This window comes from Bacillus sp. Bvel1 (assembly GCF_014872755.1).
GTDB lineage: Bacteria > Bacillota > Bacilli > Bacillales > Bacillaceae > Bacillus > Bacillus velezensis.
The window spans coordinates 1-13581 of record NZ_JAAOBZ010000006.1 but is presented as its reverse complement, the minus strand read 5'-3'; the positions used below and the strand labels follow the sequence as shown (position 1 = coordinate 13581).

Here is a 13581-nt window from a genome sequence, read left to right as displayed (position 1 = left end):
TAAACCCATTATTCCCGTCAGTCAAGTGTGTTATTAAACCCATACCTTCTTTTCGATAATAAAAATAATTATTTTATAATCATTATAAAATAATATTGACTTTTTACTGATAGGTGATATTATGTTCTTATAAATTTAAAGAGGTGATCACATGAGTTCAAATAAATTGACAACCAGCTGGGGCGCTCCTGTCGGAGATAACCAAAACTCAATGACGGCCGGCGATCGCGGTCCTGCTTTAATACAAGACGTCCATCTGCTTGAGAAATTGGCGCACTTTAACAGAGAACGCGTTCCGGAGCGTGTCGTTCACGCAAAAGGCGCGGGCGCACACGGTTATTTTGAAGTCACAAATGACGTTACAAAATATACGAAAGCTGCATTTCTGTCAGAAGTCGGTAAACGCACGCCGCTTTTCATCCGTTTCTCAACCGTTGCGGGCGAACTGGGCTCTAGTGACACAGTGCGCGACCCGCGCGGATTTGCCGTTAAATTTTATACAGAAGAAGGAAACTACGACATCGTCGGAAACAATACACCCGTGTTCTTCATCCGCGATGCCATCAAGTTCCCTGACTTTATCCATACACAAAAAAGAGATCCGAGAACACATCTGAAAAATCCGACGGCCGTTTGGGATTTCTGGTCTTTGTCACCCGAATCCCTGCACCAGGTAACCATTCTGATGTCAGACCGGGGCATTCCGGCGACTCTTCGCCATATGCACGGATTCGGAAGCCATACATTTAAATGGACAAATGATAAAGGCGAAGGCGTCTGGATTAAATATCACTTTAAAACAGAGCAAGGCGTGAAAAACCTTGATGTTAATACAGCCGCAAAAATCGCAGGCGAAAATCCCGATTACCATACGGAAGATTTGTTCAATGCGATTGAAAACGGCGATTTCCCCGCATGGAAATTATATGTTCAAATCATGCCGTTAGAAGATGCAAACACATATCGCTTTGATCCGTTTGACGTCACAAAAGTATGGTCTCAAAAAGACTATCCGCTGATCGAAGTCGGCCGCATGGTTCTGAACCGCAATCCGGAAAATTACTTTGCGGAAGTAGAACAGGCGACGTTCTCTCCCGGCACATTAGTGCCCGGCGTCGACGTCTCACCTGACAAAATGCTTCAAGGCCGGTTGTTCGCATACCATGACGCGCATCGCTACCGTGTCGGCGCGAACCATCAGGCGCTGCCGATCAACCGTTCCCGCAATGAAGTGAAAAACTATCAGCGTGACGGACAAATGCGTTTTGATGATAACGGCGGCCGCTCCGTCTATTACGAGCCTAACAGCTTCGGCGGCCCGAAAGAGTCACCTGAAGATAAACAGGCGGCATACCCTGTATCAGGTTTCGCTGACAGTGTAAGCTATAATCATCATGATCATTACACACAAGCCGGCGACCTGTACCGCCTGATGAGCGAGGAAGAGCGCGCGCGCCTTGTCGCCAATATCGTCAGTGCGATGAAACCTGTGGAAAAAGAAGAAATTAAGCTGCGCCAGATCGGCCACTTCTACAAGGCTGATCCTGAATACGGCAGACGCGTTGCCGAAGGACTCGGACTGCCGTCACCAAAATAACATCAAAAAACCTGCCGGTCTGCCCGGCAGGTTTTTTATGTTCATTATCAATAAAACCGTTTTTTTCTCAATTACACGAAGTGGCATGCCGCAAAATGATGAAGCCCTTTTTCTGACAGCGCCGGACTTTTCTCAGCACATATCTTCTTGGCTGCCGGACATCTCGTTCGGAATTTACAGCCTGAAGGCGGATCAGAGGGGCTCGGTATATCACCCTTTAAAATTATCCGCTCCCTTTTCGATCCGGGATCAGGAACAGGCACGGCTGATAACAGCGCTTTCGTATAAGGGTGAAGCGGCCGTGAAAAGAGCTCCTCCTTTGACGCATATTCCACAATCGTCCCTAAATACATAATGGCGACCTTCGTACATAAGTGCTCCACCACGCTTAAATCATGAGAAATGAACAAATATGACAGCCCGTGCTGTTTTTGAAGGCTGCTGAACAAATTGATCATCTGCGCCTGGATGGAGACATCTAACGCCGCCACGGGTTCATCCATAATGATAAATTGCGGCTTGAGCGCCATCGCTCTTGCAATCACGATCCGCTGCCGCTGCCCTCCGGAAAATTCATGCGGATATCGGTCGATAAAGTTTGCGGAAAGTCCGCAGGCTTCAAGAACCTCCGCCGCTTTATCACGCGCATTCCGCTTCACCGCCAATTGATGCTCGATCATCGCTTCACCGATGGCTTCTCCAATCCGGCGCCGGGGATTTAAAGAACTGAACGGATCTTGAAAGATGAGCTGCGCTTCCGATCTGAAAGTTTTGAGCTCGCGCCGGCTCATCCGAAACACATCACGCCCCTGAAAAAACACCTCTCCCCCTGTTTTCTCATGAAGCCTCAAAATGGTCTTGCCGATTGATGACTTTCCGCTGCCCGATTCTCCCGCTAAGCCGAACACTTCTCCCTTTCCTATCGTAAAACTGACACCGTCAACCGCTTTTACGGGTTTTTTATGAGTCTTTCTCATCCCCCCATGCTCCTCGTAATATTTTTTCAGCCCCTTGACCTCCAGCAACACATCACTCATCTGCTTTCTCCTCTCTGTAAAGCCAGCACGCCGCCTGATGCCCCTTCCCGAATTCAGTAAAATGCGGGCTCGATCTCCGGCATATTTCCGTGCTGTGTTCACATCGCTCCGCAAAATAACAAGACGATCCCGACAGGTCCGCAAGCTCGGGGACCTGCCCCGGAATGGTGTACAGCGTCTCCCTTTTTTGACCGATAACCGGCTTGGCCGCGAGCAGCCCTTTCGTATACGGATGCTTCGGATCAGAAAACAGCTCTGCAACCGGTCCTTCCTCCACAATTTTTCCCGCATACATGACAATCACAAAATCAGCCATTTCAGCAACCACGCCAAGGTCATGAGTAATGAATAAAATAGACGTGCGAAATTGCTTTTTCATATCCCGCAATAAATCCAATATCTGCGCCTGAATGGTTACGTCAAGCGCTGTCGTCGGCTCGTCGGCAATGATCAGTTTCGGATCGCAGCTTAGCGCGACAGCCGTCATGATGCGCTGCAGCATGCCGCCGCTCAGCTCATGAGGATATCGGTGCATAACCTGCTCGGCATTCGGGATCTCCACTAACGTGATCAGTTCAACGGCTCTCCGCCATGCCTCTTTCTTACTCAGCAACAAATGTTCGCGAATCGGTTCGGTCAGCTGCTCACCGATTGTAAACACCGGATTCAAAGATGTCATCGGTTCCTGAAAAATCATCCCGATTTCGCTTCCGCGGATTTTCTGCATGTCTTTTGGTTTCAGTTCCAACAGGTTCTGTCCGGAAAAATGCACCGCTCCCCGTTCGATTCTCCCCGTCTCGGGAATAAGCTGCATAATGGACAATGACGCCATGCTTTTCCCGCAGCCGGACTCTCCTACAATACAAACCGTTTCCTCCTCATGTATCGTAAAGCTGACATCGTCCACGGCCTTTACCGCGCCCTCCTCTGTATAAAAAGCCGTTTCCAAATGCCTCACTTCTAAAAGCGGTTTTTTCATTTCATTTTCACCTGCCGTTTTACCTTAGGATCAAAAGCGTCTCTTAAACCGTCTCCAAGCAGATGAATCGCCACAACGGTCAGAAAAATGGCCGTTCCCGGCGGAATCCACAGCCACGGGCGGAGTGTAAAATCCATAAAATGATTCGCCGCTTCCATCATGTTTCCCCAAGAAGGTGTCGGCGGAGCAACGCCAAGCCCGAGAAAACTCAGCGCAGATTCACTCAGCATCGCTCCCGCCACATGCAAAGTCGCCGCTACCAGTAATAACGGCAATGTGTTGGGAAGCAAATGATAGAGGATTTTCCGTTTATCACTAAGCCCCAAAACTTCCGCGGCCATCATAAACGGCTGCTCCTTCAGCGACAAAATCTGTCCGCGTACAAGCCGCGCCAAACCGGGCCATCCGATCAGGCTTAACATCATCATAATCAGGTACATTCTGTATTCAGAAGGCACTTTCCACTCCGACATCACCGCAGCCAAAATCAAAAGCAGCGGCAGGCCCGGGATGGACATGAGCATATCAGCAATGCGCATAATGATCATATCAGCGGCTCCCCGATAAAACCCGGCCGCAGCCCCGAGTAAAGAGCCGATGACAAGCGACAGCACCATTGAAGCAAGCCCCACGGTCAGAGAAATCTGCCCCGCCAGCATCAGCCTCGTCAGCACATCTCTCCCGTACTGGTCGGTGCCCAGCCAGTGATGGATTCCCGGATGCTGATTGGCATTTGAAATATCCGTCCGATCTGTTATGTACGGAGAAAAAGACGGCCCGATAAAGCACAATAAAAACATAAAACATAAGAAAAGAAGACTGATGACCGTCAGCTTATGCTGCAGCAGGCGGCGGTACGTCTGCTTCCAAAGAGAAGGCGGCACCTCTTTTTGTTTTTTCATTCCGAACACCCCCTATTTCAGTCTGACCCGCGGATCAACCGCGGCATAAGCGATATCCGCCAAGAAGTTCCCTACAATCGTTAAACAAGACAAAAACAAGGTAAACGCCATCAAAACCGGATAATCACGATAATGCACAGATTCAAGCTGAATACGTCCGACACCCGGCCACCCGAAAATCTGTTCAATAATGATGGCTCCGGAAAAGAGTCCCGGCAGTTCAAAAGCAAGCAGGGTGATGGCCGGAATAAGCGCGTTTTTCAACGCATGTTTCCAGATGACGGTGCGCTCTTTCAATCCCTTCGCTCTCGCCGTTCTGATATAATCCTGTCTGATCACGTCCAGCATGCCGGAGCGGAAATACCTTGTCAGCGAGCCGATGCCGAGCATAGATAAAATCACGACCGGAAGAATCATATGTCTGGCGGCTTCAAGCACATACGAAAAACCTGTACTCGTGCTGCCGGTATCAATCATCCCGCCGACGGGGAATATTTTCAAATCCACCCCAAACCACTTAATAAACAGAAGGCTGATAAAAAAAGACGGAAACGCCATGGAAGCAAAAACAAGAAACGTCACGATCCCGTCAAACCATGAGTATTTCCTGACAGCGGATATGACACCCGTTATCATCGCGGCTGACCATGTGACAAGCAACGCCAAAGACGCGACAAAAAACGAATTCCAGACATATTTCCGAAGCAGTGACAGGACGTTCTCCTGATATTTCAAAGAAAACCCAAAATCTCCGCTGAGCACATTTCCGAGCCATGTCACATAACGCTGCCAAATCGGCTGATCCAGCCCGTAAAGCGCTTTTAACTCCTTCGCTCTTTCCGGAGTCAGGTTTACATTGGAATCAATATAGTCGCCCGGCAGCATGGCGAATAAGAAAAAAATAATAAAGGACGTACCGAATAAGATCACAAGCATTTGAATGAATCGTTCTGCGGCATACCGTTTCATAAAAAGCCCCTCCTTTCCGCTGAAAGGGCAAAATTCCCAGGATGCATCGGGTATTTTGCCCAACCGTTCTATTGAATTGAGACATTTGAGAGACTTGAACTGATTCCAGAATAATTGTCAGACTCAAGCCCTTTTATTTTTCCGCTGACCGCCCTTGCGCTCTGACGGTAATGAATCAGAATGTAAGGCGGGTTCTCCCCGAGCTCCCGGTACAGCTGGTGATAAATTTCTTTTCTTTTGCTGATATCAAGCGTGCCGGCTCCTTTCTCTATCAGCCGGTCCGCTTTCGGATTGGAATACCCCGTCACATTATTGGGATGGCCGGAAGCCAGCTTTTCCACCGTGTCATTCGGATCAAGGATCTGCGAGGTGGAAACGGCGGCAAGGTCATATTGTTTGTCATTGATTTTCGCTACTTCTGTATTAAAATCCATCACTTCCGGTTTTAATGAGATTCCGATGTCCGCATAATTTTCTTTCGCTATCGGGATGAAATCATCATCCGCTTTAGATGTGTAATAGCTGATTTCAAGCTTTTTGCCGTTTTTTTCACGTACACCGTCTTTGCCCGTTTTCCAGCCTGCTTCATCAAGAAGCTTTTTGGCTTTTTCAGGGTTAAACGCATACCGATTGACACCTTTGTCATCATAAGCCCACGAAACCGGAGACACCGGAACATTCGCGACCTCTCCGTAGCGTTTAAAGCGGACATCGACGATTTTTTGACGGTCAAGTCCGTAAATAAGCGCCTGGGACACTTTCTTATCTTGAAAAGGCGGACGCTTGTGATTGACGTACACAAGCCCGTAATCATTCACGACAGATACGCTTATATTCGCAAAACCGAGACTTTTTAAATGCTGAACCGTATCATCATCAGGTGAGAAAGAAGCGTAATCAAGGTCACCCGTTTCAAACAGCTGAAGGGAAGTTGACGGATCGATAATTTTATAAATCAGCTTTTCCGTTTTCGGTTTTCCGGCATAATAGTGTTCATTAGCCTGATAGCGTATTTCCTGTCCCGGAAGGTATTCTGTAAATTGATAAGGCCCCGCTCCGAGCGGTTTGGCATAAAGCTCTTTTAAATAGTCCAGTTTGCCGAATTGATATTTCTTCCCGTAGTAGGCTTCTGACAGCATCTGCCCGCCCAAAAGAAGCAGCGACTTCGCACTGACTTTCTCAGTCGTGATTTGAATGGTTCTGTCATCAAGGACGCGAATGCCCTCTATCGTCTTTGCCTTTCCTTCTTTGTAAGCCTTACCGCCTTTAATATAAGCCGTGGTGATATCTTCATAGCCCGCGTATGCAGGATCATGCAGCAGTGTTAAAGTGAATGCGGCATCCTTTGCGGTCAGCGGTGAACCGTCGCTGAAAACGAGATTTTTTCTTAAACGGAACGTGTATGTAAGCTGATCTTTGGAAATTTTCCAGCTTTCCGCAAGAGCCGGGGCAGGCTTCCCCGTTTTATCCAGTTTGACTAACGGTTCAAAAATAGGATCTGTCGCATTTCCATCCCAGCCGTTTTCGTAAAAGTACGGCAGAAACACGCCGCCCGGCGCGGAAATCCCAGCAACAAAAGTGTCAGTTCTGGCTTTCGATTTAGCGGGAATCGCCGCCGGATGAGAAGCTTTAAATTCCTTTGTCTTGACATGAGTGATACGTGTTTCTTCCTTTTTATCAGCCGCAGATGACGGTTCTTCCCCGGCACTCCCTAACGCGCACCCTGATAACATGATGGATACCGACAGCGCGATTACCGTTGTTTTCAACCTCCATTTTCTCTCCTTCATCTTTATCGAACCCCCGCATGCTTTTCATCTATCTTTATATAAATCTGCTCCATCTGTTCCTCATTTCTCATAATCTCCCGTTTGTTTTTCTCTACAAGCAGTTCGAAATTCAATGTGTGTTTTCTGTACTTTTTCCGCTTTTTTCTCTTTTTGCGCACATGTGATACCTTTTTTAACGCCACTTTTCATCCCTCCGCTTTTCATTTAATGACTTTCACGCAAAAAAGGCCCTTATCTGTTTAATAGATAAGAGCCTTCGGTGATCCGATCAGCCATCGTTTGGAAATATGTAATGATTATGTTAATTCATACAATCCCTACCTGTCAACTATAATTTAAAATATCGTGTCCTTCCGGGGGTTTTCCTCATACACTCTCTCATTTTTCCGCATATGCTAGAAAACATAGCAGATTACAAGTGAAAGTGAGTGAGAATGTGGAAAAGACAACATTGAGCGGTCGCATCGTCAAAAAAGATGACCCGGACTATAATGCCGCAAGAACCAATTTCAATTTAAGCCTGCAAAGATATCCAGACATCATTGTGTTTTGCCAAAACAAACATGACGCCCTCAATGCGGTGAGATGGGCACGTGAGAACAATGTGCCTTTCCGTATCAGAGGCGGAAGACACAGCTACGAAAATTTTTCCCTGTTAAATGACGGACTAGTCATTGATCTCAGTGAAATGAAGAAAATAAGAGTAAATGAGGATAAGCGGCTGGTCTCGATTGAAGCGGGAGCCGAATTAGGGGAAGTCTACCGGACACTCTGGCGGTACGGCTTGACCCTTCCTGCGGGAACCATTGCGAATGTGGGAATCACGGGGCTGACGCTCGGGGGAGGAATCGGATATTTAACAAGGACTGCCGGACTTACTTGCGATCGTCTCCTCCAGCTCGAAATGATCATAGCGGACGAAAAAGCGGGTGCTGACTTGATCACAGTCAACCGCTCAAAGCACTCTGATCTATTTTGGGCATCTCAGGGCGGAGGGGGAGGCAACTTCGGCATTGTCACATCCATGATGTTTAAAGCCGTGCCGATCTCGTGCGTGTCTGTTTTTTCTGTCACTTGGGGCTGGGATGATTTCGAGGAAGTATTTAATACGTGGCAGCGCTGGGCTCCATTTACAGACAACCGGCTTACCTCATCAATTCAGTTTTGGCCTAAGGAAGTCAACCGCATAGAAGCGCTCGGTCAATTTACCGGGACAAAAGAGGAGCTGAAAGAACTGCTGGCTCCGTTAATGAAAGCGGGAAAACCGACAAGCGGCATGGTCAAGACAGTGCCATTTATTAAAGCGGCAGCCTTTTTTAACAGCCCGGGAGGCAATCAGCCGCAAAAGATGAAGCGGTCAGGATCCTTTATTGAAAAACCATTATCAACACGCGCAATATCCACTTTAAAGCGCTATTTAGAGCACGCTCCGAACGAAAACGCCAGTGTCTGGCAGCAATCTCTCGGCGGGGCGGCCGGACGGATCGCTCCAGACCAAACGGCATTCTACTATCGCAACGCAATCATTGCCCAAGAATATATTACAACTTGGACATCTGCTGAAGAAGAAAGACAAAATGTCCGCTGGATCGAAGGACTGAGAACGTCCCTATCAAGAGAAACGATGGGAGATTATGTGAATTGGCCTGATAGAGAAATCAGAAACTGGCTGCAAACGTATTACGGAGAAAATGTTCACCGCCTCCGTCAAGTCAAAACGAAATATGATCCGGAAAATATATTCCGCTTCGAGCAGAGCATTCCGCCGCTTCGCCGTTCACCGTTTTTCTAAAAAAGATGAAGATGGATACACTCCATCTTCATCTTTTCTTTTATTGATATAAGCGGCTTCCCTTCTCTGCAAACTCTTTTGCTTTTTCTTTCAGCCCTTCATTGACGGCCTCGTCTTCAGTAAGTCCGTTTTCCTTCGCATAATCACGAATATCCTGAGAAATTCTCATGCTGCAGAACTTCGGGCCGCACATCGAACAGAAGTGAGCCGTTTTTGCGCCTTCAGCCGGCAGTGTTTCATCATGATATTCCATTGCTCTTTCAGGATCAAGCGACAAATGAAATTGATCACGCCACCGGAATTCAAACCGCGCCTTAGACAGAGCATCGTCACGGATCTGTGCACCCGGATGCCCTTTAGCAAGGTCTGCGGCATGTGCCGCGATTTTGTACGTAATGACGCCTTCTCTTACATCATCACGATTCGGCAGCCCCAAATGCTCCTTCGGCGTGACATAGCAAAGCATCGCCGTCCCGTACCAGCCGATCATCGCCGCGCCGATTGCTGAAGTAATGTGGTCATAGCCCGGAGCGATATCCGTCGTTAATGGGCCGAGCGTGTAAAAAGGCGCCTCTTTACAAATTTCCAGCTGCTTGTCCATGTTTTCCTTAATTTTATGCATCGGCACATGACCCGGTCCTTCGATCATCACTTGCACATCGTGCTTCCACGCAATCTCCGTCAATTCTCCGAGAGTCTCCAATTCCGCAAACTGCGCTTCATCATTGGCATCCGCAATTGAACCCGGACGAAGCCCGTCACCAAGTGAAAAAGCGATATCATAGGTCTTCATGATTTCACAAATTTCTTCAAAATGCGTGTACAGAAAGCTTTCCTGATGATGAGCCAGGCACCATTGCGCCATAATCGCCCCGCCGCGGGATACGATTCCCGTCGTGCGTTTAGCCGTTAACGGGACGTAACGAAGCAGTACGCCGGCATGGATGGTGAAATAATCCACGCCCTGCTCCGCCTGCTCAATCAATGTGTCACGATAAATGTCCCACGTTAAATCCTCGGCAATGCCATTAACTTTTTCAAGCGCCTGATAAATCGGCACCGTCCCCACAGGCACGGGGCAGTTGCGGATAATCCATTCACGCGTCGTATGAATGTCTTTTCCCGTGGATAAATCCATCATCGTATCGGCGCCCCAGCGAATCGCCCACGTCATTTTTTCGACTTCTTCTTCGATAGAAGATGTAACAGCCGAGTTGCCGATATTGGCATTAATTTTCACATGAAAATTCCGGCCGATAATCATCGGCTCGCTTTCCGGGTGGTTGACGTTAGAAGGAATAATCGCCCGGCCGCTGGCTACCTCGTCTCTGACAAATTCGGGAGACACATGCTCGCGAATTGCGATAAACTCCATTTCCGGCGTAATGATGCCTTTTCTCGCATAATGCAATTGTGTTACATTTTTCCCCGGCTTGGCCCGAAGCGGTTTCCGCTGCAGGCCGGGGTATTCGGCGGTACTGCCCTCTTTTTTATAGCCGTTGTCTTCAGGTCTCACGGTCCGTCCGTTATATTCTTCTACATCTCCGCGCCCGGTAATCCACTTTGTGCGGAGCGCCCCCAGACCTTCATGAATATCAATCTGTACATCCGGGTCTGTATACGGTCCGCTCGTATCATAAACACGGACCGGCGCATTCTCCTCTTCCCCGAATGCCCCCGTAGTCGCACTCAGGCTGATTTCCCGCATCGGCACTCGTATGTCGGGCGAAGAACCTTCTGCATAAACCTTTTTACTGCCGGAAAAACTCGACATAATGGAAATGTTCGCTTGCTGTACTGATTGATTTTGCATACAAATCTCTCCTTTATCATTTGAATAACAGAACCAAGCTCAGCACCAGCACAAAAAAACCGGGTTCAAAGAAGAACCCGGTTTTGCAGTCAGAAAGAAACTATTATTGTTTTCCTCAACAATAATAAAACCTTTACTTCCCCACGCTGGTACGAACCAGATCAGGTCCAAAGGGTTAAGAAGCCGCCGCTTCTCTCTCAGCCCGCTCAGACGGGCACCCCCAGTAACTATTGATTTCGCTCTCATCGTAACATAAGTTGTGTACAAAAAAAAGCATATTATCAAAATTCAGATAACGGAATGGTCATAAGCTCTGTTTCCCGAACGCCTTCTTCGGTATTAAAAACCCGATAACCCTTTGCGGTTTCCCGGGATGAGACAGCCCGGAACAGCTGACCGTCTTTATAATGAAGCGCAGCGCCGTCATCAGCGGCATAGCCCTCCCTGAGTTTCTTTTCAGAAATCAGACGGTGATACACCGGCCGGCGCTCCGATTCTCCGTCATAGTGCGGACAAAAGCTGCCCGGCAAAAATCCTAAAGCTGTTAACTCTCGCAAATCCCCCGCTGAATCCGTCACCCCTTCTTCATACCAGCAAATCGCTCCAGCGCTGAGACCCGCTAAGATGATGCCGTTTTCCCAAGCCTCACGAAGAATAAGGTCAAGCCCCCACTCTTTCCATAAGACAAGCATATTGCGCGTATTTCCGCCGCCGACATATATAATATCTTTCTTCATGAGAAAGGATCTGAGATCAGAACCCGGCGGTTTAAACAGCGACAAGTGATCCGGCTCACACCGCAGCTTTTGAAAGGCCTGATAAAACCTGCCGGTATATTTCTCCGAATCTCCGCTTGCCGTCGGCAAAAAACAAACTTTCGGCTTTGACCGCGCCGACTGCTCTAAAATATACTGATCCAGCACAAGATGATCCGGCTCCATGGAAAACCCCCCGCCGCCCATTGCAATAATCTGCTTCAATGTCATCACTTCTTTTTTCTCAAGTATAACAGCTCATTAAAAAGGCGTTATCCCAATTTCGGATAACGCCTTCAAAAAGTATTTGTTATCTGAAAAATACGCACCGTATAACACAACGGAGATCCCCCCGGCGTTAATCGCCGGAACAAGCTTCGAACGGGCATACTTCACAACATCGATCCCCAACACCGTATTATCACTGAGGGGAGAAGCAAACCAAATGTTCCGCTCGCTAATAATAAGCTGGTATGTAATTGAACCGCCAGCGTTACGCCGAGCGCCCCAAGTCCCCCAGAATGAACCGATAAAATGAGATATAACAGCCCCCAGTATAAAAAGAGACAGCGCAATAAACATATGAGGGATCCATGATTAAATGAAAAGTAACATATTTCGATAATCCCAGATTTTCAGCTACTGCTGTTACGGCCCAAATCAGCGATAACATAATAATAACATTGATCAATTCGTTTCCGCCCTTAATAAAATGGGTAACAAGCTCGCCTGCAGGAAAGCGCTGAAACATAAAAAGAGCAAATACTGCAATAACCGCTGCTAATAATGCGCGCTTTTGAATGGCCGCCCCACCAGCTGAGAAACAGTGTTAATCCCGATCGGAATGATTTAACTCCACGGCCGAATCGGTGTTTCCTTTTCAGCTCCTCCTGCTGCAGGTATCATGTTTTCACAAGCCTTGGAGATATTTTTATACAACAAAAAAGGCTTCTACAATATGTAGAAGCCTTTGTATACCGGTGGCCGGGGTCGAACCGGCACTCCAGAAGGAACACGATTTTGAGTCGTGCGCGTCTGCCAATTCCGCCACACCGGCATATAATGCGTCGTGTTCAACCGACGTATATAAATATAACATGCATTCTATAAAGAGTCAATGGTTTTAGTAAAGTTTTTTCAAATGGTAATGCAGTATATACGATACAAGCAAGAAACTTATATTGATAGTCTTCACGCTTTTATTATATAAAAAAAGCGACCTGCAATATGCAAATCACTCTCATATATGTTTTATAATAAGAAAATTGATGACCAATTTAACATAATTCGCTCAAAGTTAAATTGGTGCCGAGGGCCGGACTTGAACCGGCACGGTAGTCACCTACCGCAGGATTTTAAGTCCTGTGTGTCTGCCAATTCCACCACCCCGGCAATAGAAAGGCGACACCCGGATTCGAACCGGGGATAAAGGTTTTGCAGACCTCTGCCTTACCACTTGGCTATGCCGCCGTAATTTGGAGCGGAAGACGGGATTCGAACCCGCGACCCCCACCTTGGCAAGGTGATGTTCTACCACTGAACTACTTCCGCAACATGTAAAAGAACTTAATACATCTTATGCTGTTGTTTTCAAAAAAATGCAACTGGGCTAGCTGGATTCGAACCAACGCATGACGGAGTCAAAGTCCGTTGCCTTACCGCTTGGCTATAGCCCAATGATAATATGGGGCGATTGATGGGAATCGAACCCACGAGTGCCAGAGCCACAATCTGGTGCGTTAACCACTTCGCCACAACCGCCATAATCTGAAGATGAATAAATAATATAGTGGCAGGGGCAGTAGGAATCGAACCCACACCGGAGGTTTTGGAGACCTCTGTTCTACCGTTAAACTATGCCCCTATTTATAAAATGGTGGAGGGGGGCAGATTCGAACTGCCGAACCCTGAGGGAGCGGATTTACAGTCCGCCGCGTTTAGCCACTT

11 protein-coding genes, 7 tRNA genes and 1 riboswitch are annotated in these 13581 nt (G+C 47.7%); of the genes, 2 read left to right on the top strand and 16 right to left on the bottom strand.

The window, feature by feature from the left end; translation table 11 throughout:
* Window positions 1–151: 151 nt before the first annotated feature.
* Window positions 152–1597, top strand: a complete 1446-nt coding sequence (gene katA / locus HAP68_RS04115; RefSeq protein WP_003155420.1) for a catalase KatA — start codon at window positions 152–154, stop codon at window positions 1595–1597.
* A gap of 71 nt (window positions 1598–1668) precedes the next feature.
* Here the strand turns inward: katA and HAP68_RS04110 are convergent, their stop codons facing one another.
* The 6 genes from HAP68_RS04110 to HAP68_RS04085 all read right to left on the bottom strand — a co-directional run bounded on the left by HAP68_RS04110 (window position 1669) and on the right by HAP68_RS04085 (window position 7456).
* Entirely contained in the window at window positions 1669–2634 is a 966-nt protein-coding gene (locus HAP68_RS04110; RefSeq protein ID WP_024085043.1) for an ABC transporter ATP-binding protein, read from the bottom strand.
* A complete protein-coding gene (locus tag HAP68_RS04105) occupies window positions 2627–3613 on the bottom strand; it encodes an ABC transporter ATP-binding protein (RefSeq protein ID WP_014304667.1) in 987 nt (328 codons plus the stop codon). Before HAP68_RS04105 ends, HAP68_RS04110 begins: the two co-directional genes overlap by 8 nt.
* Window positions 3610–4515: an oligopeptide ABC transporter permease gene (gene opp4C / locus HAP68_RS04100; protein WP_003155427.1), complete on the bottom strand. Its 906-nt coding sequence runs from the start codon at window positions 4513–4515 to the stop codon at window positions 3610–3612. Before opp4C ends, HAP68_RS04105 begins: the two co-directional genes overlap by 4 nt.
* 12 nt (window positions 4516–4527) lie before the next feature.
* A complete protein-coding gene (locus HAP68_RS04095) occupies window positions 4528–5484 on the bottom strand; it encodes an ABC transporter permease (protein WP_015388513.1) in 957 nt (318 codons plus the stop codon).
* Window positions 5485–5552: 68 nt separating this feature from the next.
* Window positions 5553–7274, bottom strand: a complete 1722-nt coding sequence (locus HAP68_RS04090) for an ABC transporter substrate-binding protein (RefSeq protein WP_024085042.1) — start codon at window positions 7272–7274, stop codon at window positions 5553–5555.
* Window positions 7275–7276: 2 nt separating this feature from the next.
* Window positions 7277–7456, bottom strand: a complete 180-nt coding sequence (locus HAP68_RS04085) for an FbpB family small basic protein (RefSeq protein ID WP_015388515.1) — start codon at window positions 7454–7456, stop codon at window positions 7277–7279.
* A 254-nt stretch (window positions 7457–7710) separates the two neighbouring features.
* Here HAP68_RS04085 and HAP68_RS04080 point away from each other — a divergent pair, with 254 nt between their 5' ends.
* Window positions 7711–9066 (top strand): FAD-binding oxidoreductase, encoded by a 1356-nt coding sequence (locus tag HAP68_RS04080; RefSeq protein WP_003155432.1) that lies wholly within the window; start codon window positions 7711–7713, stop codon window positions 9064–9066.
* Between the two features lie 40 nt (window positions 9067–9106).
* Here HAP68_RS04080 and thiC read toward each other — a convergent pair whose 3' ends face one another.
* The 10 genes from thiC to HAP68_RS04030 form a co-directional block, all read right to left on the bottom strand.
* Entirely contained in the window at window positions 9107–10879 is a 1773-nt protein-coding gene (gene thiC / locus HAP68_RS04075; RefSeq protein WP_003155433.1) for a phosphomethylpyrimidine synthase ThiC, read from the bottom strand.
* A gap of 121 nt (window positions 10880–11000) precedes the next feature.
* A riboswitch (TPP riboswitch) is annotated at window positions 11001–11111 on the bottom strand.
* Between the two features lie 49 nt (window positions 11112–11160).
* Window positions 11161–11859, bottom strand: coding sequence for a Type 1 glutamine amidotransferase-like domain-containing protein (locus HAP68_RS04070; protein ID WP_024085041.1), 699 nt, complete (start codon window positions 11857–11859; stop codon window positions 11161–11163).
* Between the two features lie 36 nt (window positions 11860–11895).
* On the bottom strand, window positions 11896–12216 hold the full coding sequence (locus HAP68_RS19755; RefSeq protein ID WP_024085040.1) for a hypothetical protein: 321 nt from the start codon (window positions 12214–12216) through the stop codon (window positions 11896–11898).
* Window positions 12217–12609: 393 nt separating this feature from the next.
* Window positions 12610–12691: transfer RNA gene (locus HAP68_RS04060), tRNA-Leu, on the bottom strand.
* A 246-nt stretch (window positions 12692–12937) separates the two neighbouring features.
* Window positions 12938–13026, bottom strand: a tRNA-Leu gene (locus tag HAP68_RS04055).
* 7 nt (window positions 13027–13033) lie between these two features.
* A tRNA-Cys gene (locus tag HAP68_RS04050) sits at window positions 13034–13104 on the bottom strand.
* Between the two features lie 6 nt (window positions 13105–13110).
* A tRNA-Gly gene (locus HAP68_RS04045) sits at window positions 13111–13185 on the bottom strand.
* A 53-nt stretch (window positions 13186–13238) separates the two neighbouring features.
* Window positions 13239–13310 (bottom strand) — tRNA-Gln (locus tag HAP68_RS04040).
* A 9-nt stretch (window positions 13311–13319) separates the two neighbouring features.
* A tRNA-His gene (locus HAP68_RS04035) sits at window positions 13320–13395 on the bottom strand.
* A 29-nt stretch (window positions 13396–13424) separates the two neighbouring features.
* Window positions 13425–13498 (bottom strand) — tRNA-Trp (locus HAP68_RS04030).
* Window positions 13499–13581: the final 83 nt, after the last annotated feature.

Bases quoted from the DNA above. Each gene is read 5' to 3' on its own strand.
- opp4C (WP_003155427.1), bottom strand. From the start codon at position 4,515: ATGAAAAAACAAAAAGAGGTGCCGCCTTCTCTTTGGAAGCAGACGTAC.
- HAP68_RS04090 (WP_024085042.1), bottom strand. From the start codon at position 7,274: ATGAAGGAGAGAAAATGGAGGTTGAAAACAACGGTAATCGCGCTGTCG.
- HAP68_RS04095 (WP_015388513.1), bottom strand. From the start codon at position 5,484: ATGAAACGGTATGCCGCAGAACGATTCATTCAAATGCTTGTGATCTTA.
- HAP68_RS04105 (WP_014304667.1), bottom strand. From the start codon at position 3,613: ATGAAAAAACCGCTTTTAGAAGTGAGGCATTTGGAAACGGCTTTTTAT.
- thiC (WP_003155433.1), bottom strand. From the start codon at position 10,879: ATGCAAAATCAATCAGTACAGCAAGCGAACATTTCCATTATGTCGAGT.
- HAP68_RS19755 (WP_024085040.1), bottom strand. From the start codon at position 12,216: ATGTTTATTGCGCTGTCTCTTTTTATACTGGGGGCTGTTATATCTCAT.
- HAP68_RS04110 (WP_024085043.1), bottom strand. From the start codon at position 2,634: ATGAGTGATGTGTTGCTGGAGGTCAAGGGGCTGAAAAAATATTACGAG.
- katA (WP_003155420.1), top strand. From the start codon at position 152: ATGAGTTCAAATAAATTGACAACCAGCTGGGGCGCTCCTGTCGGAGAT.